This window comes from Pseudomonas sp. HC1(2025) (assembly GCF_058742075.1).
Map to the genome: position 1 here is coordinate 4,235,052 of NZ_CP196017.1, position 22,566 is coordinate 4,257,617.

The window sequence follows — 22,566 nt, forward strand, 5'->3', positions numbered from 1 at the left end:
GTGCGCCAGACTGTCCGCTCGCTAGAATCCGCGACTGCCTTGAGGAGAGCCACATGTTGCCTTTATTACTCGCTTCCAGCTCGGTTTATCGCCGGGAACTGCTGAACCGCCTGCATCTGCCGTTCATCTGCAGCTCGCCGGATATCGACGAAAGCCATCACGCCAACGAGCCAGCAGCCGACCTGGTCAAGCGCCTGGCCGAGCAGAAAGCCCGCGCCCTCGCCGGCAGCCACCCTGGGCATCTGATCATCGGCTCGGACCAGGTCGCAGCGCTGGATGGCCAGATCATCGGCAAGCCCCACACCTTTGAAAAGGCCCGCGAGCAATTACTGGCGGCCAGCGGCCGGCAGGTCAGCTTCCTGACCGGCCTGGCGCTGCTCAATAGCGACACCGGGCATTGCCAGGTGGACTGCATCCCCTTCACCGTCACGATGCGCCAGTTGGACCCGGCACAGATCGAACGCTACCTGCGGATCGAGCAACCCTACGACTGCGCTGGCAGCTTCAAGGCCGAAGGTTTAGGGGTGAGCTTGTTTCAAAGCACCGAAGGGCCGGATGCGACAAGCCTTGTCGGCCTGCCGCTGATTCGCCTGGTGGACATGCTGCTGGCCGAAGGCGTGCAGATCCCCTGAAAGCACCACAAAACCCAATGTGGGAGCGGGCTTGCCCGCGATGACGGCCTGTCAGCAACCCATTGGCTGGCTGACCCACCGCAATCGCGGGCAAGCCCGCTCCCACATTTTGGGCTACGCCAATCGCGAGCTCAGCGTAAGGTCGGCCCCTGGAAGCCCATATACAGCGCCAATTTCTCCGCCACACTGGCACCCAGTCGCTTGGAGAAGCGATCGAACGGCGACTCCTGGACGGTAAAGTCCACCAGCTCCTTCTCGCCGATCACATCCCGCGCCACCGAACTGGCACTGCCCAGGCCATCGATCAAGCCCAGCGGCAACGCCTGCTCACCGGACCAGATCAGGCCGGAGAACAACTCCGGATGCTCTTTATCCTTGAGCCGCTCACCGCGCCCCTGCTTGACGCTGGCAATGAACTGGCGATGCGTGGTATCGAGCACGCTCTGCCAAAACTGGGTTTCATCAGCCTTTTGCGGCTGGAACGGATCAAGGAAAGACTTGTGCTCGCCCGAGGTGTAGGTACGCCGCTCAACCCCCAGCTTCTCCATGGCCCCGACAAACCCGTAGCCGGCCGCCGTCACGCCAATAGAGCCCACCAGGCTGGCCTTGTCGGCGTAGATCTGGTCGGCGGCGCTGGCAATGTAATAGGCACCCGAGGCGCCCAGATCAGAGATGACCGCGTACAGTTTGGTCTCTGGATGCAGCGCGCGCAGGCGACGGATCTCGTCATAGACATAGCCCGACTGCACCGGACTGCCACCCGGACTGTTGATGCGTAGCACCACACCCTTGACCTTGGGATCCTCGAAGGCCGTGCGCAGGCTGCTGACGATATTGTCGGCACTGGCGGACTCCTTGTCGGCAATCACCCCACGCACCTCGATCAGCGCGGTGTAGCTACCACTGCGGGCGGCGCTTTTTTCCATATCCACCAAAGGGCTGAACAACACCAGCATGCCAATCAGGTAGGTAAAGGTCAGGAGCTTGAAGAAGATCCCCCAGCGCCGGGCGCGACGCTGCTCCTGGACGCCCGCCAGCAGGGTTTTTTCCAGCAGTTTCCAGCTTTTATCATCGCCATTGTCGGCACCGGCCTTGGTCGGTGCTTTCCACTCATCGGTCATGCCATCTACCCCAGCAAAAACTTAACGGGCCTGGTTGAGCCAGGCGTGCAATTGCGAAAACCGGTCAATCGTCAGTCGCGGCTCGTAAGCCTGCAAGGCTTCGGGGGACTGTGCGCCATAGCTGACAGCAACGCTGTCCATGCCGGCATTGCGCGCCATCAGCAGGTCGAACGAAGCATCGCCCACCATCAACGACTCACGGGCAGACACGCCGCAATGGGCCATGATCTGCTCCAACATCAATGGGTGAGGCTTGCTTGCGGTTTCATCGGCGGCGCGGGTGATATCAAAATAATCTTCCCAGCCATTGGCCTTGAGCACCCGATCCAGGCCGCGCCGGGCCTTGCCGGTAGCCACCGCCAGGTGATAGCCCTGCTCACGAAATGCCGCCAGGGACTGCACTACCCCTTCAAACAAGGGTGACGGCTCGGCTTCCAGGGCAATGTAGTGATCGGCGTAATGCTCGCGAAACGCCACCAGCTCACTGTCAGCGATCTGCGGATACAAGGTGCGAATGGCTTCGGGCAAGCCCAGGCCGATGATGCCCTTGACCGCCAGGTCACTGCACAGCTCAAAGCCGGAACGGGTCGAGGCCATGTGCATGGACTCGACAATCCGACCAATGGAATCGCACAGGGTGCCATCCCAGTCAAAGATCAGCAGCTTGTAGTCAGGGCGCGACACTCAGGCGCTCCACGGTCTTGGCCCACATCTCGTCCACAGGCGCCTGCAACTTCAATTCGCCACCATCGGGCAACGGCACCGTCAGCATGTAGGCATGCAGGAACAGGCGTTTGCCGCCAAGGTCACGAATCTCCTTGGAGAACCCTTCGTCGCCGTACTTGGTATCGCCAGCAATGCAGTGGCCCGCATGCAAGGTATGCACGCGGATCTGGTGGGTGCGCCCGGTCACCGGCTTGGCCTCGACCATGGTCGCGAAATCACCGAAGCGCCGCAGCACCTTGAACAGGGTCAGCGCCTCCTTGCCCTCCTCGTCCACCTCGACCATGCGCTCGCCGGAGCGCAGGTTGCTCTTCTGCAACGGCGCCCGCACGCTCTTGATCGAGGACGCCCAATTGCCGCGGACCAGCGCCATATAACGCTTGTCCACGCCATCGCCGCGCAGGGCGGTATGCAGGTGGCGCAACATGCTGCGCTTCTTGGCGATCATCAACAGGCCGGAGGTGTCGCGATCCAGGCGATGGACCAGCTCCAGCTCCTTGGCATCCGGACGCAACTGACGAAAGGCTTCGATCACCCCGAAATTCAGGCCGCTGCCGCCGTGCACCGCAATGCCGCACGGCTTGTTGATCACGATCAGCTTGTTGTCCTCGAAGACAATCGACGCCTCAAGGCGCTGCAACAGGCCCTGGGCCAGCGGCACGGGCTCGTCGCGCTCAGGCACGCGAACAGGCGGCACGCGGACGATATCGCCCGCCTGCAGCTTGTACTCAGGCTTGATCCGGCCCTTGTTCACCCGCACTTCGCCTTTGCGCAAAATGCGATAAATCAAGGTCTTGGGCACGCCCTTGAGCCTGGCCAGAAGAAAATTGTCGATGCGTTGGCCGGCATATTCCGGCGAGACCTCAAGCAGCTGGACGCTGGGGGTCGGGGGGGTGGTAGTCGTCATGTCGGGAATGATAACAATTTTTTATGGAATTGAAGCACTTAATCATTGCTGCTATAGTCGCGAACGCCGCCAAAAGCGGCCTGGACAGAGGACTCGCGGCAAACTGCCGCCCCTGACCATCGCAATTCATCAGGACGCGAGGCCGTCCTACGGGGCTCTTGCCATACTGGAAGGCTCAAGATTGTAACAAGCGCAGGTGACATGAGGCCTGAAGCGAGTGCAGGAAGCAGAGTGATTACTCGCCTCTTGCGCCGATATTTACGGCCAGTTCACAAAGTGCAGTCAGTCTTGTACCAGACCACGGCGAATGCTTCGGAAACAACGCCTGTTATTAGCCATGAGCGTGAACTCCCCATTGGAGAACACGGTAAATGCCAACCCGCTGCGGATTCTGCGCGCGGCAGCACCCGAATTATCAGGGATACGTGTAGGGTGGAGATGCACAACCGTCGGACTGTGTAGCACTAGGCTTATATTTAGACGCTTCATCTCGTCCACAGTCGCCGGTTGATTCCTCCTCCTGACTGAGTGCTTATTAAGTCACCACAGCAAGCAGGACGCGTAAGTCGCGATACCAGCCCAATTGGCCAGTATTGCTGGACACTGGAGTGGCCAACCACTCTTGACGCACCTGACACCGACCGTGAGAAGTCGTGTGTGCCGAACGCCGTTTCCGGCAGCCCGGAAACCGACGGTACAACATGAAAAGAATGCTGATTAACGCAACTCAACCCGAAGAGTTGCGTGTTGCACTGGTAGATGGCCAACGCCTCTACGACCTGGACATCGAGTCCGGTGCACGCGAGCAGAAGAAGGCCAACATCTATAAAGGCCGGATTACTCGTATCGAGCCAAGCCTTGAGGCTGCCTTTGTCGATTTTGGCTCTGAGCGCCATGGCTTCCTGCCCCTCAAAGAAATCTCCCGCGAGTACTTCAAGAAAGCCCCTGAAGGCCGCGTGAACATCAAGGACGTCCTGAGCGAAGGCCAGGAAGTCATCGTCCAGGTCGAAAAAGAAGAACGTGGCAACAAGGGCGCAGCCCTGACCACCTTCATCAGCCTGGCTGGCCGTTACCTGGTCCTGATGCCGAACAACCCGCGTGCTGGCGGCATCTCCCGTCGCATCGAAGGCGAAGAGCGCAACGAACTGCGTGAAGCGCTGAACGGCCTGATCGCCCCGGCCGACATGGGCCTGATCGTGCGCACTGCCGGCCTTGGCCGCAGCAGCGAAGAAATGCAGTGGGACCTCGATTACCTGCTGCAACTGTGGACCGCTATTAAAGAAGCGTCCCTGGACCGCTCCGCGCCATTCCTGATCTATCAGGAAAGCAACGTGATCATCCGCGCCATCCGCGACTACCTGCGCCAGGACATCGGCGAAGTACTGATCGACAGCGTTGAAGCCCAGGACGAAGCCCTGACCTTCATCCGCCAGGTGATGCCGCAGTACGCCAGCAAGATCAAGCTGTACGAAGACAGCGTTCCGCTGTTCAACCGTTTCCAGATCGAAAGCCAGATCGAAACCGCCTTCCAGCGCGTGGTCGAACTGCCTTCCGGCGGCTCCATCGTGATCGATCCGACCGAAGCCCTGGTGTCCATCGACATCAACTCGGCGCGCGCCACCAAAGGCAGCGACATCGAAGAAACCGCCCTGCAGACCAACCTGGAAGCAGCCGAAGAAATCGCTCGCCAACTGCGCCTGCGTGATATCGGCGGCCTGATCGTGATCGACTTCATCGACATGACCCCAGCCAAGAACCAGCGCGCCGTGGAAGAAAAAGTCCGCGAATGCCTGGAAGCCGACCGTGCCCGCGTACAAGTTGGCCGCATCTCGCGCTTCGGCCTGCTGGAAATGTCCCGTCAGCGCCTGCGTCCATCCCTGGGCGAAAGCAGCGGCATCGTCTGCCCGCGTTGCAACGGCACCGGCATCATCCGTGACGTTGAATCGCTGTCCCTGGCGATCCTGCGCCTGATCGAAGAAGAAGCCCTGAAAGACCGCACCGCCGAAGTCCGCGCGCAAGTGCCGATCCCGGTTGCAGCCTTCCTGCTCAACGAAAAACGCAACTCGATTACCAAGATCGAACTGCGCACCCGTGCCCGTATCGTCATCCTGCCGAACGATCACCTCGAGACGCCGCACTTCGAAGTCCAGCGCCTGCGTGACGACAGCCCGGAAGCCCACAGCGGCCAGTCCAGCTACGAAATCGCCGCTGCCGCTGCCGAAGTCGAAGAAGTCCAGCCAGCCGCCGCGACCCGCACCCTGGTTCGCCAGGAAGCCGCCGTCAAGACCGCGCCGGCCCGTGCCAACGCACCGGTGCCGACTGAAGCCGCTGCCCCGGTGGCCGCGCCTGCCGTCCTGCCGGAGCCAAGCCTGTTCAAGGGCCTGGTGAAGTCGCTGGTCAGCCTGTTCGCCACCAAGGAAGAGCCGGTAGCTCCTGCCGTGGTCGAGAAGCCAGCCGCTGAACGCCCTGCACGCAACGAAGAGCGTCGCAACGGTCGCCAGCAGAGCCGTAACCGCAACGGTCGCCGCGACGAAGAGCGCAAGCCTCGCGAAGAACGTGCACCGCGTGAAGAGCGCGCACCCCGTGAAGAGCGCCAGCCGCGCGAAGCCCGTGAAGAAACCCCAGCCGTAGCCCGTGAAGAACGTGCTCCGCGCGAAGAGCGTGCGCCACGTGAAGAACGCGCACCGCGTGCCCCTCGCGCCCCACGTGAAGATCGCAAGCCACGTGGCGAGCGTGAAGAACGTGTACGTGAACTGCGTGAACCGTTGGACGCTGCCCCAGCTGTTGCCGCCGTAGCAACTGATGTCGCGACTGAAGAACGCCCGGCCCGCCAACCCCGTGAAGAGCGCGCCCCACGCCCTCCGCGTGAAGAGCGTCAACCACGTGCCGAGCAGGCTGCCGCAGCCAGCGAAGAAGAACTGCTGAACAATGACGAACAGCCACAGGAAGATGGCCAGGACAACGCCGAAGGCGATCGTCCACGCCGCCGCTCCCGTGGCCAGCGTCGCCGCAGCAACCGTCGTGAGCGTCAACGTGACGCCAACGGCAATGTGATCGAAGGCTCGGAAGAGACCGGCGAAGCCAGCGAAGACAACGCCAACAACGAACCCACCAGCACCGAACTGGCTGCTGGCCTGGCCGTTACCGCTGCGGTTGCCAGCTCGGTCATCAGCGCACCTGCCGAAGCCGAAGCCAACCAGCAGGCCGAACGTGCCACCGCTGCCGTGCAGGAAACTGCCGCAGTTGAAGCACCGGTTGTCGAAGCCACCACCGTGGTTGAAGCACCAGCGGCTGTAGAAGTGGAAGTTGCACCGGTTCGTGAAGCCCAGCCTGAAGCCGAAGTCGTGGCTGCACCCGCAATCGTGGTTGAGCCACAGCCTGTGGTTGAAGCAGTTGTTGAAGCGCCAGCCGCTGAAGCAACCCCGCAAGTGCGTGAAGTTCGCGAAGAACAGACCGCCTTCCAGTGGACTGCCGAGCCAGCCGTCGTCACCGAAGCCCCTGCCCCGGCACCGGTAGAAGAAGCTCCAGCACCGGCTGCTGAAGTGGTTATCGCCGAACCTGCGGTGGTTGCAGAACCGGTTGTGATTGCCGAGCCTGCTCCGGTGGTCGTGGAAACCCCAGTGGTTGCCGAAGTGGCCGCCCCAATGGTTGAAGCCCCTGCCAGCGCCCTCACCGAAAACGGCCGTGCGCCTAACGACCCACGTGAAGTGCGTCGTCGCAAGCGTGAAGCCGAGCGTCTGCAGAAAGAAGCCGAAGAAGCAGCGGCAGCGGCCCCGGCCGTAGTCGAAGCGGTTGCGCAAGCACCGGCCATCGAAGCAGAAGTTGAGCACACTGCCCCAACCATCGACGAGAACCTGCGTTCCGTTGAAGAAGTGGTAGAGCACAACCCCAAAGCCCTGGAAGAAGAGCACGAGCCTAAACCCCTCGCCTGATTCCAACGGCAACTAAAAAGCCCCGCCTGATCACTCAGGCGGGGCTTTTTTATGCGACACGTGGGAGCTGGCTTGCCTGCGATGGTCGTTAACGATGACGGATAAATACCTGACACCCCGAGCAGCTCTTCCAGCCCCTACCTGAATTCCAGTGATTGCGGCACATCCACATCCCATAACACCCCAGGATCATCCACCCGCACTTCCCGCACCTCAGCCTGGGCAAACAGCGCCTTGGCCCCACAATCCCCGGTCAACCCCATCAACACCGGCCCCAGTGCCTGGCCAAACGCAACAGGATGGCCTTGCCGGCCAGCATGCACCGGCACACTGACCCCCTCCACCCGCTCTATCACCCGCTCAATACTCGCCGCCTGGATAAACGGCATATCCCCCAACACCACCAGCCAACCCGTCGCGGGGCCACTGGCGGCCACCGCTGCCGCAATACTGTCGCCCATGCCCGCCGAATCCAGGAGCAGCACTTCGCACCCATAATGGCGCGCCAGGCGTACAACCTCGCTGCGCTCCGGCGATGTGACCACCCAACGCCGGGTGACACTGGCGGGCAAATTGACCAGCACCTGCTCCAAGACCGGCCGCGTCACCCCATCACGCCCCACACAAGGCGCCAGCAGTTTGTCCTGACCGCTTAACGCGCGGAACCGACTGCCCTGCCCCGCCGCCAGGACAATGGCGGTGATGGCGCTCGTCAACTGACCGCCTCCCGCACGGGTTTCGCTTGCAACAGCTCTACGCCGTTCTTGATCGCGACGATGTGCGCCATCAACGACAAGGCAATCTCTGCCGGCGTATGACTGCCAATATCAAGACCGATCGGACCATGCAGCCGCGCAATCGCCTCGGCTCCCAGCCCCAGCACGGCCAGGTTCTCGCGACGCTTACGGCTATTGGCCCGTGACCCCAGGGCACCGATGTAGAACGCCCGGGAATTGAGCGCGGTCAACAGCGCCATATCATCCAGGCGCGGATCGTGGGTCAGGGCCACAATGGCCGTGCGCTCGTCCGTCTGGATATTGAGCACCGCCTCATCGGGCATTCCCGGCACAAAGCGCCCGTGTTGTTCTTCCCAGCCATGCACGAACTCCGTGCGTGGGTCGCAGATCAGTACTTCAAAATCCAACAGCCGCGCGATTTCCGCCACATAGCGCGACAACTGGCCTGCACCGATCAACAACAGGCGCCAGCGCGGGCCATAGATAGCCCGCAAGCGTCCACCGTCAAAACTGACAATGTCGTACTTGCTCGCCGCGCTCAAACGCACGGTGCCCGTCGCCAAGTCCAACTCCCGGGCCACTATTTCATGAGCCTCACAACGCGCCAGCAACTCGGCGACCCACGCAGGATCACCCACCCGCTCCTCCGTCAGGCGCAAGGTGCCGCCGCATGGCAGGCCAAAGCGCGCCGCTTCATCGCGGGTGACGCCATAGGTCACCAGTTGCACCGGCGGCCCGTCATCAGGCAAGCGGCCATCATGCAGCCGGGCGATCAGATCATCCTCGATGCAGCCACCGGACACCGAGCCGATCACCACCCCGTCGCCGCGCAGGGCCAGCATCGCCCCCGGCGGCCGTGGCGCGCTGCCCCAGGTCTGGACCACGCTGTACAGCACCACCCGCTGCCCGGCGCGGCGCCATTCGAGCACGCTGCGCAGGACATTCAGATCCACGCTGTCCATCAGGCCTTCGCCTCCTGCTGCCAGCCCTGTAGCTGATATCGCACAGGCAAGTTGCGGATACGCTTGCCAGTGGCGGCAAATATCGCATTGCACAGCGCCGGCGCAATCGGCGGCACACCCGGTTCACCGACACCGCCCAAGGGCACCTCACCTGTTGGAGTGACCAAATGTATGGCGATTTCCCGGGGCGCCAGGGACATGCGCGCCACTTCATACATATGGAAGTTGTCCTGCTGGACCTTGCCATCCTTAAAGCTGATTTCCCCCAGGACCGCATTGCCCAAGCCCATGACGCACGCGCCCTCGAACTGCGAGCGGATGCGCTCCGGGTTGATCTGCGGGCCGCAATCCACGGCGATGTCGGCCTTGTGCACAATCAGTGTGCCATCATCCTTGACCTCGACCTCGATCACCGCCGCCACATAGGTCACGAAGCTGTAGTGCACCGCCAGCCCCAAGCCACGCCCCTTGGGCAGCGCACGGCCCCAGCCGGCAGCCTTGGCCGCGGTTTCCAGCACGCCACGCATGCGCGCGGTATCAATCGGATAACGCTCGGGGGACTCGCCGTAGTTCCATTCTTCGCTCAAGGTTCGCGGATCGATCTGACGATCCGGGCCCAGCAGCTTGAGTTGATATTTCAGCGGATCCTGGCCGGCCTTGTGCGCCAGTTCATCGACAAAACTCTGAATGGCAAACCCGTGGGGGATGTTCGACACCGAACGGTACCAACCCACACGGGTGTGGGCAGCAGCCTCGGGGTTTTCCAGGCGCACATTGGGAATGGCATAGGCCATGTTGGTAAAACCCATGCCCAGCTCGAACGCCGCCTCGTGGTTCATGCCTGGCGCAAACAACGCGGTGATGCTGGGTGCCACGGTGCGGTGCAGCCAGGCGGCAGGCATGCCGTCCTTGTTCAGGCCGGCCTTGAGGTACTCGGCGGAGACGGTATGGAAGTAGGAGTTATGGATATCGTCTTCGCGTGTCCACTGCACGCGCACAGCCTTGCCGGGAAACTCCTTGGCCAGCACCGCAGCTTCGATGATGAAGTCCGGTTTCGACTTGCGCCCGAAACCGCCGCCCAACAGGGTGACGTGGATCGTGACGTTATCGAACGGCAGGCCAAGGCGCTCGGCCACCCGTTCGCGGGTGACCTGTGGCGCCTGGCTCGGGGCCCAGGCCTCGCATTGCCCGTCTTGATAGCGGGCCACGGCAACCATCGGCTCCATCGGCGACTGCGCCAGGTGTGGCAAGTAATACGCGGCTTCGAGGGTGCTGTCGGCATCGCTCAGGGCCTGGTCGATGCTGCCGGTATTGCGCACCACTTTGCCGGGCTTGAGGGCCGCCGCTTCCAGGGTCTTGCGATAATCGATGGAGTTGTAGCCGGCATTGGTGCCGTCCTCCCAGACAATCTGCAACGCTTCGCGCCCCTTGATCGCCGCCCAGGTGTTGCTGGCCACCACCGCCACGCCGCCCAATGGCTGGAACTCCGAGGGCAAGGGCCGGCTTTCGATTTGCAGGACCTTGATCACCCCGGGGACTTTCAACGCCGCGCTGGCATCGAACGACTTGACCTTGCCGCCATACACCTTGGGCCGCGCAATGGTCGCGAACAGCATTCCGTCAAAATGCACGTCGGCGCCGTACACCGCCCGGCCGTTGACGATATCGGCACCGTCGATGGCCTTGGTGGCTTCCTTGCCGATATAGCGAAATTCCGAGGGTTGCTTGAGCCGCAGGCTGTCGCGCGCCGGCACCGCCAGCGCACCGGCGGCTGCGGCCAGGGCGCCATAGCCCAGTTCGCGGCCGCTGGGCTGGTGAATCACTTTATGCAACTGCGCCCGGCATTCGCCCAGCGGGACTTGCCACTGCTCGGCAGCGGCCTGTTCCAGCATGGTTCGCACGGCGGCGCCGCACCGGCGCATCGGCTCGAACCAATGGCGCATGCTGCGCGAACCGTCGGTATCCTGGTTGCCAAAACGCGCTTCATCGCCCGGCGCCTGCGCAACCTTCACCAGCGCCCAATCGGCCTCCAGTTCATCGGCCACCACCATGGTCAGGCTGGTGCGCACGCCCTGGCCCATTTCCGAGCGGTTGCAAATCACGGTGACGGTGCCGTCGGTGGCGATGCTGACATAGACCTTGGGATCATCGACCACCCCATGGGGCATCGCGGCCCCGCCGTATTGCTTGGCCTCGGCGGCAAAGGCCTGGGGCAAGCCCCAACTGGCAGCCACCACCAGCGCCCCGGTCGCGCCGACCCCCTTGAGGAACCCACGGCGACTGAGGTTGTTCAGGGCGAAATTGCTCGGCAACTGGCTCATGCCTTGGCCTCCTGCAAGTGGGTCGCGGCCTGGCGGATCGCCGTCTTGATGCGGTTATAGGTGCCGCAACGGCAGATATTGCCGACCATCGCCTCTTCAATCTGCGCATCGCTGGGGTTGGGGTTGGTTTTGAGCAAGGCCGTGGCCGACATGATCTGCCCGCCCTGGCAGTAACCGCATTGCGCCACTGCGGTGTCCAGCCACGCCTGCTGCACCACCTGGCCAATCGGGTCGTTATGCAGGTTGTCGATAGTGCTGACGTTCTGCCCTTTGACCGAGCCGATGGGTGTGATGCAACTGCGCGCCGGCGAGCCTTCGATATGAATGGTGCAGGCACCGCACAGGCCCATGCCGCAACCGAACTTGGTGCCGTTGTAACCCGCCACGTCGCGGATCGCCCACAGCAGGGGCATGTCCTCGGTGACATCCAGCGGATGATCTTGACCGTTGAGTTTGAGAGTAATCATGGGCACGCCCGCATAGTGATTGGATTATGGGGTCGAGCTATCTGCCGCTTTCAAAGGAGCGGAGTCGGTTCACGCAGATGGCTCAGGCTAATCGGGCTCTCTTGTGAAGACAGGTCTTCACCGGGCCTTTGATAAACAGCGTCTATCGAACAATAAACAGGCATCGTTAGCCTGCTAAGTTAACCCAGCATTAACAAAAAAGCCCTGCAATGCAGGGCTTGGTTCAACAGGCTAGAAGCGTAGCTCAATAACGATTGGGCTCCATTTCCAACTCGACCTTGAAGCGCTCGGCGATATCGCTCTGGATGCGCTGGGCCAGGCTGGCAATATCCAGCCCGGTGGCCGCGCCATAATTGACCAGCACCAGCGCCTGCAAGCGATGCACGCCGGCATCACCGTCGCGAAAGCCTTTCCAGCCGGCCTTTTCAATCAACCAGCCAGCCGCCAGTTTCACTTGGCCATCAGCCTGGGGATAAGCCACCAGATCGGGATATTGCAGCTTTAATTGCGCCGCCAGCACCTGGGGCACCAAGGGGTTCTTGAAGAAACTGCCAGCGTTGCCCAGGACCGCAGGGTCGGGCAGTTTTTCACTGCGAATGCTGCAAATGGCCCGGCTGACATCGCTGGGGGTCGCCTGGGTAATGCCCTGCTCGGCCAGGCGTTGTTGCACCGGGCCATAGCCGAGCTTCAGGTGCGCGACGCGGCTCAAGGCAAAGCGCACCCGCAGGATCAACCAGCGCCCCACTTCGTGCTTGAACAGGCTGTCGCGGTAGGCGAAGTTGCATTCTGCCAGGCTGAAATCGCGCAACTCGCCGGTCTGGCGGTCGAGGGCGGTCAGGCCGGCGAACACATCCTTGATCTCGACACCGTAGGCGCCGATGTTCTGCATCGGCGCGGCGCCGACAGTGCCGGGGATCAGGCTGAGGTTTTCCAGGCCAGACAACCCTTGCTCAAGGGTCCACAGCACAAAAGGATGCCAGGCCTCACCCGCCTCGGCTTCCACCACAAACTGCTGGGCGTCCTCGTGCAGGACGCGGATACCCTGGGTCGCCATGCGCAATACCAGCGCCGGGATATCCTGGGTCAGCAGCAGGTTGCTGCCGCCACCGATCACCAGCAATGGCAACTTTTGCGCGGCCGCATAGGCCAGGGCCTCGCGCACATCGGCGTCGCTATGGGCCTCGGCGAACAACTGCGCACGCACATCGATGCCAAAACTGTTGAAGGCCTTCAGGGAAACCTGGGGCTGCACATCCAGACTCATAACCGCCCCTTCAACTCGATCACCAGCAAGTCGCACGCGGCCTCGATCAGGTCCAGGACCTGCTCGAAACCCTGTTCGCCGTCGTAATACGGATCCGGCACTTCATCCACCGCCGAGTCGTAGCGGCGCAGGAACAGATCCAGCTCCGCCTTGCCTTGGGCCGGCTGCATAGCCTTGAGATTGCGCAGGTTACTCTGGTCCATGGCCAGGATCAGGTCGTAGCGCGCAAAGTCGGCACGCGACACTTGCTGCGCACGCTGGGCCGACAAGTCGTAGCCACGGCGCAGCGCTGCTTGCTGGCTGCGCTTGTCCGGCGCCTTGCCGATATGCCATTCACCGGTACCGGCAGAGGCCACCTCAACCCGGTCCGCCAGCCCGGCGGCCCGCAGTTTGTGGCGCAGCACGCCTTCGGCGGTGGGCGAGCGGCAGATATTGCCCAGGCAGACAAACAGGACTTCCATCACGCCCCCAGCAACCGACGCACACGCTCAAGATCTTCCTGCGTATCGACGCCGGCTGGCGGGGCTTGCAGCGCATCATCGACATGAATGCGCACGCCGTGCCACAGGGCTCGCAGTTGTTCCAGTGCCTCGGTGTTTTCCAGCCAGCACGGGCCCCAGCTGACGAAGTCATGCAGGAAGCCCGCGCGGTAGGCGTAAATGCCGATATGGCGACGATAAGGTACGCCAGCCGGTAATACGTCACGCTGCTTGGCGAACTCATCGCGCGCCCAGGGCAGGGTCGAACGGCTGAAGGTCAGGGCCAGGCCATTGATGTCGCTGACCACCTTGACCACGTTCGGGTTGAGCAGGGTCTGGATGTCTTCGATAGGTTCGGCCAGGGTCGCCATGCGCGCTTCGGCATGGGCGGCCAGGTTGGCGGCGACCTGGTCGATGACACACGGCGGGATCAGCGGTTCGTCACCCTGCACGTTGACCACGATGGCGTCCGGCGCCAGGCCCAGGTGCGTGGCGACTTCGGCCAGGCGGTCGGTGCCGGAGTTGTGGTCTTCACGGGTCAGCACTGCTTCGGCGCCAAACCCCTTGCAGGCCTCGATGATCCGCAGGTCGTCAGTGGCCACCACCACGCGCTGGGCGCTGCTTTTGCAGGCCTGCTCCCAGACCAGCTGGATCATCGGCTTGGCGCCGATCATCTGCAGCGGCTTGCCGGGCAGGCGGGTAGAGGCATAGCGCGCGGGGATGACAACAGTGAAGGCAGTGGTCATTTATCCAGGCGCTCGTCGGTGGTCAAGGTGCGGGCTTCGCTTTCCAGCATCACCGGGATGCCATCGCGGATCGGGTATGCCAGGCCAGCGCCTTTGCTGATCAGCTCGGTCTTGTCGGCGCTGAGCTTGAGCGGGCCTTTGCAGATCGGGCAAGCGAGGATATCGAGCAGTTTGGTGTCCATGGGGGTTTCCTGGATAAAAGCGTTTTAAGGCAAAAGTCGAGCGGGCAGCAGACGCATCAGTTGCGTGTCAAACCAGGCGATAAACGCCGGTGACGGTGCCGCATCAACTGCAAGGTACCACCAGTGTGCCTGGGCAAAGGCGCGGCACTTCACCGCGTCCTTTTCAGTCATGACCAGCGGCAGTGACGGCGTAAAATTCAGGACCTCGGCGCTGTAGGGCGCATGGTCGGCAAACGCATGGGGTATCGGCCGCCAGTGTAGCGTTTCAAGGGTATTGAAGAAACGTTGCGGGTTGCCGATACCGGCGACCGCATGCACCTGCTGCCCCACGGGAAAATGGTCCAGCGGCCGGCGCTCGCCGGTCAGCAGGTTGACCAGCGTGGTCGGCAGCAGACGGAAAGCAAAGCCGTCCTCACGATCAGCCCCGGCGCCGTTATAGAGCAGGGCATCGACGCTGTGCAGGCGCTCGACCGGCTCGCGCAACGGCCCGGCAGGCAGGCAGCGGCGATTGCCCAGGCCACGGGCGTTGTCGATCAGCACCAGTTCCAGGTCACGGGCCAGGCGGTAATGCTGCAGGCCATCGTCGGAGAGGATCAGGTCCAGGGTCTCGCTGGCCAACAGGGCTTGCACCGCACGGCTGCGATCGGGGTCGATCATCAGCGGGACGCCGCTGCGCTGCACGATCAACAACGGCTCGTCGCCGGCCACTTGAGCGCTGTCGCTAGCCTGCACCCGCCATGGCAACTGCGCAGGCTTGGCCCCGTAGCCACGGCTGACCACGCCGACCCGCAGGCCACTGCGCTGGCAATGCTCGATCAACCACAGGATCAACGGCGTCTTGCCCGTGCCACCCACGGTGATATTGCCGACTACCACGATGGGCACCGGCGCTTGATAGATCGTGCCCTCGCCCGCCAGGAACCGCTCGCGCTTGCGCCTGACCACCCGGCGATAGAGTGCCTCCAGAGGTTGCAGGAGCTTGAGCGCCGGGTGGCCGTCATACCAGGCCTGGAGCAAACGATCGGACAAGGCCATCAGGGCTGCCCCGCCGCCTCGACGGTGGTCATGCGCAAATGGCTGAAACCGAGCTTGCCGGCAGCATCCATCGCGGTGATCACGGCCTGGTGTGGGGTCTTGCCATCGGCGCTGATGGACAGCGGCATTTGTGTATCACCGCCGGACTCCTTCTGCAGCGCATCCATCACGCTGGCCACGTCGTTTTTCTCAAGCAACTGGTTGTTCACCGAAAACACCCCTTCGGCGCTGATGGTGATCTCCAGTTGCTTGAGCTGCTGGTCTTCGGCCGGCGAGCCGCTGACGGCTTCCGGTAGCTCGACCCGCAGTTGGGTTTCCCGGGTAAAGGTGGTGGTGACGACAAAAAACAGCAGCAGGATAAACACCACATCGATCAACGAGGCCAGGTTGATATCGACGGTTTCCCGGGGCTTGCGGCGAAATTTCACGCTTTGCCCTCGACCAGGTCGACATCGCGGTCGCCCTGGACCACTTCCACCAGCTTGATCGCTTCCTGCTCCATGCCCACCACCAGTTCATCAATGCGCCGTTGCAGGAAACGGTGGAAAAACACCGCCGGGATACCCACCATCAGGCCCGCCGCCGTGGTGATCAAGGCCTTGGAAATGCCCCCGGCCAATACCGAGGCGTTGGTGGTCATGCCCGAACCGGTAAAGGCACTGAAGATATCGATCATGCCCAGCACCGTGCCGAGCAGGCCGAGCAACGGCGCCATTGCGGCGATGGTGCCCAGGGCATTGATATAGCGCTCCAGCTCGTGGATCACCCGGGCGGCGGCTTCTTCAATGCACTCCTTCATGATCTCGCGACCGTGCTTGGAGTTAGCCAGGCCAGCGGCGAGGATCTCGCCCAGGGGGGAATTGGCCCGCAGTTCCTTGAGCTTTTCCTTGTCCAGTTGCTTGTCCTTGATCCAGCGCCAGACCTGCCCCAGCAGATGATCAGGGGTTACACGGCTGGCGCGCAGGGTCCACAGGCGTTCGGCAACAATGCCGAGTGCGGCGATGGAGCTCAGAATGATCGGCAACATCATCCAGCCGCCGGATTTGACCAATTCCCACACAGTGAATGTCCCCTCGAAAAAGTGCGCCACTTTAGCATACAGGCTGACGAGGAAGGACCTGCCTGCCGACAGCCATCATGTCGCAGGTACCGGCCTTTGGTAACTGTCAGTGACAGGCGCACGCCAGAAACGACGCTGGCTGCGTGCCATGATCGGCGCCTCGAAAGCCCCCAGGCGCAGACGCACGGCGCCCTGCTCGGCGCTGTCATAAATGGCGCTGTGAAAATGCTGGTAGCGTGCCAGCACTTGCGGGTGCGGATGGCCAAAGCTATTGCCGCGCCCCCGAGAGATCAGCACCGCCTTGGGGGCCAATTGCTGGACAAACGGCCATGACGAAGAACTGCGGCTGCCATGATGGGGCACTTGCAACCAATCCGTGGCGACCGCCAGGGGTGTGGCCAACAAGGCGCGCTCGGCCTCGCGGTCGATATCGCCGGTCAGCAGCAACCGTTCGCCATTGGCCTGGACCTGCAGCACGCACGACTTCGCATTGCCATTGCTGGCATCCGCCCATTGCCACAGCTCAAACGCCACGCCGTCCCACTCCCATTGCTCACCGCTGACACAGGCCTGGGTATCGAGAAATGCCGGCAGGCCCTGGGTTTCCCCGCCCACCACGCGCTTGACCGGCAACCCGCGCGCGATCGCCGCAGCGCCACCGGCATGATCGGCGTCGGCATGGCTGAGCAGCATCAAGTCCACCTGGCCAACCCCCAGCTTGCGCAGAGCCGGCAGAACCACGCGCTCACCGAGATCGAAATCCCCCACCCGTGGCCCGGCGTCATACAACAGCACGTGGTTGCGGGTGCGCAACACGATCGACAAGCCCTGGCCGACATCCAGTTGCTCCACCGCCACCTGGCCCAACGGGATCGACTCACGGGGCGGGAACACCGCCAGCAGCAACAAAGGCCACCCCAGCAGGCGAAAGGGAATGCCCTTGGGCATCAATAACAGCACGGCGCCCAGCACACTGAGCAACCAGTAGCCCACGGGCACCTCGGCCGGCAGCCACGCCGGTATGTGCCCGGCCAGCAAGGTCAGGGCGCTGAACAGCCAATCCAGCGCGCCACCCGCCAACCACAGCAGGCCACTGCCCAGCCACGGCACTGCCAGCAACAACGTGCCCGCCAGCGCCAACGGCAGCACCAGCAGGCTGATCCACGGCACGGCAAACAGATTGGCCAGCGGCGCACTCAAGCTGATCGGCAAGCCGAGTATCAATAGCAGCGGAAACAGCCCGATAGCGATCAGCCACTGGGCACGGCTCCAGGCCTGCCACGCCCGCCAGGGCCCCAGGCGGCCGCTGAAGGCCAGCAGCAACACGGCCACGGCGGCAAATGACAACCAGAAACCCGGTTGCAGGCTGGCCAAGGGTTCAAGGATCAATACTGCATTGAGTGCCAGCAGCAGGGGCCACCAGATCCCCAGATGGCGAAACCGCAGGCGCCACAGCAACACCAGCCCTACCATCACACAGGCCCGCTGCACCGGCACGGCAAAACCGGCGAGCACGCCATAGGCCAGCGCCGCGGCGAATGCCAAGCCACAGGCCCAGGGTAGCCAGGGCAAACGCCTGGGCCAGCAACCGTAACGGGCCAGGCCGGCCACCAGCGCATAGATCAGCCCCGACAACAGGCCGATATGTTGGCCAGAGATGACCAACAGATGCACGGTGCCGGTGTCCTGCAAGATGCGCCAATCCTCGGCGGCCAAACCGGAGCCGTCGCCCAGTACCAAGGCGGCCAGCCCGGCTGCGCGTCCCTGGGCATCCACCGCCAATAACTGCTGGCGGATCCCATCGCGCCAGGCATGTCGGGCAGGCGCCAGGCGCTGGCCATCCTTGACCGACCCGGTCGCCCCCACACGCTGGGCCAATAGCCAGGCCTCCTGGTCGAAACCATGGAAATTCAGCAGGCCGGACGGGCGTTTGAGAGTGACAGCCAAACGCCAGCGCTCCCCGCTGCGCACTGGCGGGCCTCCCTGCCAACTCAGCCGGATGCGCTGGGGCAGCCGGTCCCGGCGTGACCGGCTGTCGCTCAGCTCGAAGCGCACCAGGCCATTGGCCTGCTGCGGTAGCCCACTGACGCGCCCCTCGAGCCAGCGGGTCTGGCCGTCCAGCGCGGGGATGAGCCGGTCGTCGAGAGCCCGTTGCGCGCTGAAACAAGCCCACGCCAGGCCCAACAGGAAAAGCGCCAGCGGATAAGTACGAAACGGCAGCAGCATCAACGCCACCACCAACATGACCAGCAACCAACCGACCGGCGGCAAGGCAGGCAGCAGGCGCAACGCCAGCAGCCCCAACGCCAGCGCAAACATCCCTGTGCGCATGGATCATTCCTTTAAAGTGACCCATCGAGTGTTAGCCGAGTGGTTCAAGGCGAACTATGATTTTTTGTCACAAAGTCTGAATTTCCCGTTCGTAGAATACGGGCATACTTGCCCCTCGAACTGACCTGGACCCCTTATGCCACGGCGCTTATTCAAACGGTACATGCCCGATCCGACCAGCATTCGGGAACACAAGTCCTTACGCTTTCTCGGCACGCTGCTCCATGACCCCAACCTGTGGCACCTCAATCGGCACTCGGTTGCCCGGGCCATGGCTGTCGGTCTGTTTGCCGCATTCATTCCCATTCCCTTGCAGATGCTGTTGGCCGCCGTCCTCGCCATCTCCGTGCGCGGCAATATGCCCATCGCCGTGAGCCTGGTGTGGCTGACCAACCCGATTACCATGCCCGTGGTGTTTTTCTGCACCTATATGACCGGCACCTGGCTGATGAACATCCCGCCGCGCACCCTGCCCGATGAACTGACCTGGGAATGGATCAGCGGGCAACTGTCGACTATGTGGCAGCCGTTCCTGCTGGGCTCGGTGGTGATGGGCCTGGTATTGGGCGCGCTGGCGTACTGCCTGACCATGGTGTACTGGCGGTGGTGGGTGGGTCATCAGTGGAAAAAACGCCAGCAGCGTAATCGGTAGTAGCCAAGGGGCCTTGCTGGCGCCAGCGCAGCGATGCAGCAACCCGACAAGCCAGCGCCTTGCCCCCTCAAGCATCTTTTGCAAGATTCCAAGCCCCTCATATGGCTACACTGCGCAGGTGGCGCAGGCCGGATGCCTGCGTAGAATCTCGACATCAGTGTGGTAGCAGGAGAGTGGCGTGCTAAGAAGAATGGGGATAAAAGGCCGCGTACTGTTGCTGACCTTGTTGCCTACCAGCCTGATGGCATTGCTTTTGGGCGGTTATTTCACCTGGATGCAGCTCTCGGACCTGCAAACCCAATTGCTCAATCGCGGCGAGATGATCGCCGAACAGCTGGCGCCGCTGGTGGCACCGGCATTGGGCAACAAGAACACCGATCTGCTGGAACGCATCGCCACCCAGTCCCTGGAACAAGTCGATGTACGGGCCGTGTCCTTCCTGGCGCCCGACCGCACGCCCCTGGCCCATGCCGGCCCGACCATGCTCAACCAACCGCCCATCGGCAACAGCTCGCACCTGTTGCAACGCACAGGCAATGACGCCACCCGCTACCTGCTGCCCGTGTTCGGCCGTCATCGCAACCTCGCTGGCGAGCTGATCCCCGACGAAGCCGATCGCCTGCTGGGCTGGGTCGAGCTGGAACTATCCCATAACGGCATGCTGCTGCGCGGCTATCGCAGCCTGTTCGCCAGCCTGATGTTGATCGCCATCGGCCTGATCTGCACCGCCGCCCTGGCCTTGCGCATCAGCCGCACGATCAACTCGCCCATCGGCCAGATCAAACAAGCGGTGGCGCAGCTCAAGGATGGCAACCTGGAAACCCGCTTGCCGCCCCTGGGCAGCCAGGAGCTGGATCAGTTGGCGTCCGGCATCAACCGCATGGCCGAAACCCTGCAAAATGCCCAGGAAGAACTGCAACACAGCATCGACCAGGCCACCGAAGACGTGCGCCAGAACCTGGAAACCATCGAGATCCAGAACATCGAGCTGGACCTGGCCCGCAAGGAAGCCCTGGAGGCCAGCCGCATCAAGTCGGAGTTCCTGGCCAACATGAGCCATGAAATCCGCACGCCGCTCAATGGCATCCTCGGTTTCACCCACCTGTTGCAGAAAAGCGAGCTGTCGCCCCGCCAGCTGGATTACCTGGGCACCATCGAAAAGTCCGCCGACAACCTGCTGGGCATCATCAACGAAATTCTCGACTTCTCGAAAATCGAAGCCGGCAAGCTGGTGCTCGACAATATCCCGTTCAACCTGCGCGACCTGCTGCAAGACACCCTGACCATCCTCGCCCCGGCCGCCCACGCCAAACAGCTGGAGCTGGTGAGCCTGGTCTACCGCGATACGCCGCTATCGCTGGTGGGCGACCCGCTGCGTCTCAAGCAGATCCTCACCAACCTGGTCAGCAACGCCATCAAGTTCACCCGCGAAGGCACCATCGTCGCCCGCGCCATGCTCGAAGACGAACAGGAAGACAGCGTGCAACTGCGCATCAGCGTGCAGGACACCGGCATCGGCCTGTCGAACCAGGATGTGCGCGCCCTGTTCCAGGCCTTCAGCCAGGCCGATAACTCGCTGTCGCGCCAACCCGGTGGCACTGGGTTGGGCCTGGTGATCTCCAAGCGCCTGATCGAGCAGATGGGCGGTGAAATCGGCGTCGACAGCACGCCGGGCCAGGGTTCGGAGTTCTGGATCAGCCTCAACCTGCCCAAGACCCGCGACGATATCGAAGACCTGCCCGCCCCGCCGCTGCTGGGCCGGCGCGTGGCGGTGCTGGAGAATCACGAACTGGCGCGCCAGGCCCTGCAACACCAGTTGGAAGACTGCGGCCTGGAGGTCACGCCGTTCAACAGCCTGGAGAACCTGACCAACGGCATTACCAGCGCACACCAGACCGAGCAGGCGATTGACCTGGCCGTACTGGGCATCACCGCCAACGACATTCCGCCGGAGCGCCTCAACCAACACCTGTGGGACCTCGAACACCTGGGCTGCAAAGTGCTGGTGTTGTGCCCGACCACCGAGCAGATGCTCTTCAACCTGTCGGTGCCCAACCCCAATAGTCAGTTGCAGGCCAAGCCGGCCTGCACCCGCAAATTGCGCCGGGCACTGTCCGACCTGATCAGCCCGCGGCCGTTGCGCAGCGAACCGGGCGAGCCGCTGTCCAGCCGCGCGCCACGGGTACTGTGTGTCGACGACAACCCGGCCAACCTGTTGCTGGTACAAACCCTGCTCGAAGACATGGGCGCCAAGGTGCAGGCCGTAGAAAGCGGCTATACCGCCATCGAGGCGGTGAAAAAAGAAGCCTTCGACCTGGTGCTGATGGACGTGCAGATGCCCGGTATGGACGGCCGCCAGAGTACCGAGGCGATTCGCCAGTGGGAAAGCGAGCGCCACGGCACGCCGCTGCCTATCGTCGCGCTGACAGCCCATGCCATGGCCAATGAAAAGCGCGCCCTGCTGCAAAGCGGCATGGATGACTACCTGACCAAACCCATCAGCGAACGGCAACTGGCCCAGGTGGTGCTCAAATGGACCGGCCTGGCCCTGCGCAACCAGGGCCCGGAACGCGCCGTCGAAGGCCACGGCCCCGCCGCGCAACTGCCGGTACTCGACCATGAGGAAGGCCTGCGCCTGGCGGCCGGCAAGGCTGACTTGGCCGCCGATATGCTGGCCATGCTGCTGGCGTCCCTGGAGGCCGACCGTGAGGCGGTCTGCGTTGCCCGCGAAGCCAACGACAATAACGCGCTGATCGAACGGGTCCACCGCCTGCACGGCGCCACCCGCTACTGCGGCGTGCCGCAATTGCGTGCAGCCTGCCAACGCGCCGAAACCCTGCTCAAGCAGGATGACGCCAAGGCCATGGCCGCGCTCGATGAGCTGGACCTGGCCATCGCCCGCCTGGCCAGCGAGGCCCGCGTCAACGCCTGATGCAGAGCAACACGCCCAACGCCAATCACGGGCAACATCTCCTGTAGGCGCCGGTACGCCGGGGCCTACAGGATTTGTGTCAC

General features: G+C 62.8%; 19 protein-coding genes. 4 read left to right on the forward strand and 15 right to left on the reverse strand.

The genetic code is table 11. The annotated features are described in order from the left end of the window. The first annotated feature begins 53 nt into the window (after nucleotides 1–53). Nucleotides 54–632, forward strand: coding sequence for a Maf family protein (locus tag ACSSVH_RS18810; protein ID WP_170043758.1), 579 nt, complete (start codon nucleotides 54–56; stop codon nucleotides 630–632). Between the two features lie 131 nt (nucleotides 633–763). Here ACSSVH_RS18810 and ACSSVH_RS18815 read toward each other — a convergent pair whose 3' ends face one another. Genes ACSSVH_RS18815 through rluC form a run of 3 tightly spaced genes read right to left on the reverse strand, consistent with a single transcriptional unit; the run spans nucleotide 764 to nucleotide 3,383 of the window. Further along, nucleotides 764–1,753, reverse strand: coding sequence for a S49 family peptidase (locus tag ACSSVH_RS18815; RefSeq protein WP_169955208.1), 990 nt, complete (start codon nucleotides 1,751–1,753; stop codon nucleotides 764–766). Nucleotides 1,754–1,774: 21 nt separating this feature from the next. Continuing rightward, nucleotides 1,775–2,437: an HAD-IA family hydrolase gene (locus ACSSVH_RS18820; protein ID WP_170043759.1), complete on the reverse strand. Its 663-nt coding sequence runs from the start codon at nucleotides 2,435–2,437 to the stop codon at nucleotides 1,775–1,777. Continuing rightward, nucleotides 2,424–3,383, reverse strand: a complete 960-nt coding sequence (gene rluC, locus ACSSVH_RS18825) for a 23S rRNA pseudouridine(955/2504/2580) synthase RluC (protein WP_005790558.1) — start codon at nucleotides 3,381–3,383, stop codon at nucleotides 2,424–2,426. Before rluC ends, ACSSVH_RS18820 begins: the two co-directional genes overlap by 14 nt. A gap of 701 nt (nucleotides 3,384–4,084) precedes the next feature. Between rluC and rne the strand changes: the two genes are divergently transcribed. Next, a complete protein-coding gene (rne, locus tag ACSSVH_RS18830) occupies nucleotides 4,085–7,315 on the forward strand; it encodes a ribonuclease E (RefSeq protein WP_432754498.1) in 3,231 nt (1,076 codons plus the stop codon). 137 nt (nucleotides 7,316–7,452) lie between these two features. Here the strand turns inward: rne and ACSSVH_RS18835 are convergent, their stop codons facing one another. The 12 genes from ACSSVH_RS18835 to ACSSVH_RS18890 form a co-directional block, all read right to left on the reverse strand. Then, entirely contained in the window at nucleotides 7,453–8,031 is a 579-nt protein-coding gene (locus ACSSVH_RS18835; protein ID WP_432754499.1) for a nucleotidyltransferase family protein, read from the reverse strand. Next, the gene (locus ACSSVH_RS18840; RefSeq protein WP_172312905.1) at nucleotides 8,028–9,014 is read right to left on the reverse strand and encodes an XdhC family protein; all 987 of its coding nucleotides are present in this window, start codon (nucleotides 9,012–9,014) and stop codon (nucleotides 8,028–8,030) included. The genes ACSSVH_RS18835 and ACSSVH_RS18840 overlap by 4 nt, the downstream gene beginning before the upstream one ends. Beyond that, on the reverse strand, nucleotides 9,014–11,335 hold the full coding sequence (locus tag ACSSVH_RS18845; protein ID WP_492633598.1) for a xanthine dehydrogenase family protein molybdopterin-binding subunit: 2,322 nt from the start codon (nucleotides 11,333–11,335) through the stop codon (nucleotides 9,014–9,016). Before ACSSVH_RS18845 ends, ACSSVH_RS18840 begins: the two co-directional genes overlap by 1 nt. Then, complete coding sequence (locus ACSSVH_RS18850) at nucleotides 11,332–11,802, reverse strand: (2Fe-2S)-binding protein (protein WP_492633599.1); 471 nt, start codon at nucleotides 11,800–11,802, stop codon at nucleotides 11,332–11,334. The genes ACSSVH_RS18845 and ACSSVH_RS18850 overlap by 4 nt, the downstream gene beginning before the upstream one ends. A gap of 244 nt (nucleotides 11,803–12,046) precedes the next feature. Beyond that, nucleotides 12,047–13,066: a UDP-N-acetylmuramate dehydrogenase gene (gene murB, locus ACSSVH_RS18855; protein WP_492633600.1), complete on the reverse strand. Its 1,020-nt coding sequence runs from the start codon at nucleotides 13,064–13,066 to the stop codon at nucleotides 12,047–12,049. Next, on the reverse strand, nucleotides 13,063–13,527 hold the full coding sequence (locus ACSSVH_RS18860; protein ID WP_154842658.1) for a low molecular weight protein-tyrosine-phosphatase: 465 nt from the start codon (nucleotides 13,525–13,527) through the stop codon (nucleotides 13,063–13,065). The genes murB and ACSSVH_RS18860 overlap by 4 nt, the downstream gene beginning before the upstream one ends. Beyond that, nucleotides 13,527–14,291, reverse strand: coding sequence for a 3-deoxy-manno-octulosonate cytidylyltransferase (gene kdsB, locus ACSSVH_RS18865; RefSeq protein WP_169955201.1), 765 nt, complete (start codon nucleotides 14,289–14,291; stop codon nucleotides 13,527–13,529). The genes ACSSVH_RS18860 and kdsB overlap by 1 nt, the downstream gene beginning before the upstream one ends. Continuing rightward, nucleotides 14,288–14,473 carry a Trm112 family protein gene (locus tag ACSSVH_RS18870; protein WP_003174668.1) on the reverse strand — a complete coding sequence of 62 codons (186 nt, stop codon included), beginning with the start codon at nucleotides 14,471–14,473 and terminating at the stop codon, nucleotides 14,288–14,290. Before ACSSVH_RS18870 ends, kdsB begins: the two co-directional genes overlap by 4 nt. Nucleotides 14,474–14,497: 24 nt before the next feature. Beyond that, nucleotides 14,498–15,508, reverse strand: coding sequence for a tetraacyldisaccharide 4'-kinase (gene lpxK / locus ACSSVH_RS18875; RefSeq protein WP_172312911.1), 1,011 nt, complete (start codon nucleotides 15,506–15,508; stop codon nucleotides 14,498–14,500). Next, on the reverse strand, nucleotides 15,508–15,936 hold the full coding sequence (locus tag ACSSVH_RS18880; protein ID WP_029299722.1) for an ExbD/TolR family protein: 429 nt from the start codon (nucleotides 15,934–15,936) through the stop codon (nucleotides 15,508–15,510). The genes lpxK and ACSSVH_RS18880 overlap by 1 nt, the downstream gene beginning before the upstream one ends. Continuing rightward, nucleotides 15,933–16,568 (reverse strand): MotA/TolQ/ExbB proton channel family protein, encoded by a 636-nt coding sequence (locus tag ACSSVH_RS18885; RefSeq protein ID WP_029299724.1) that lies wholly within the window; start codon nucleotides 16,566–16,568, stop codon nucleotides 15,933–15,935. The genes ACSSVH_RS18880 and ACSSVH_RS18885 overlap by 4 nt, the downstream gene beginning before the upstream one ends. Nucleotides 16,569–16,643: 75 nt before the next feature. Then, a complete protein-coding gene (locus tag ACSSVH_RS18890) occupies nucleotides 16,644–18,899 on the reverse strand; it encodes a DNA internalization-related competence protein ComEC/Rec2 (RefSeq protein WP_492633601.1) in 2,256 nt (751 codons plus the stop codon). Nucleotides 18,900–19,035: 136 nt separating this feature from the next. On the opposite strand from ACSSVH_RS18890, the gene ACSSVH_RS18895 reads away from it, so the two are divergent. Together ACSSVH_RS18895 and ACSSVH_RS18900 are read left to right on the forward strand one after the other, a co-directional pair. Beyond that, nucleotides 19,036–19,551 (forward strand): DUF2062 domain-containing protein, encoded by a 516-nt coding sequence (locus ACSSVH_RS18895; protein WP_169955198.1) that lies wholly within the window; start codon nucleotides 19,036–19,038, stop codon nucleotides 19,549–19,551. Nucleotides 19,552–19,729: 178 nt separating this feature from the next. Further along, the gene (locus ACSSVH_RS18900) at nucleotides 19,730–22,483 is read left to right on the forward strand and encodes a response regulator (protein WP_169955197.1); all 2,754 of its coding nucleotides are present in this window, start codon (nucleotides 19,730–19,732) and stop codon (nucleotides 22,481–22,483) included. Nucleotides 22,484–22,566 lie beyond the last annotated feature (83 nt).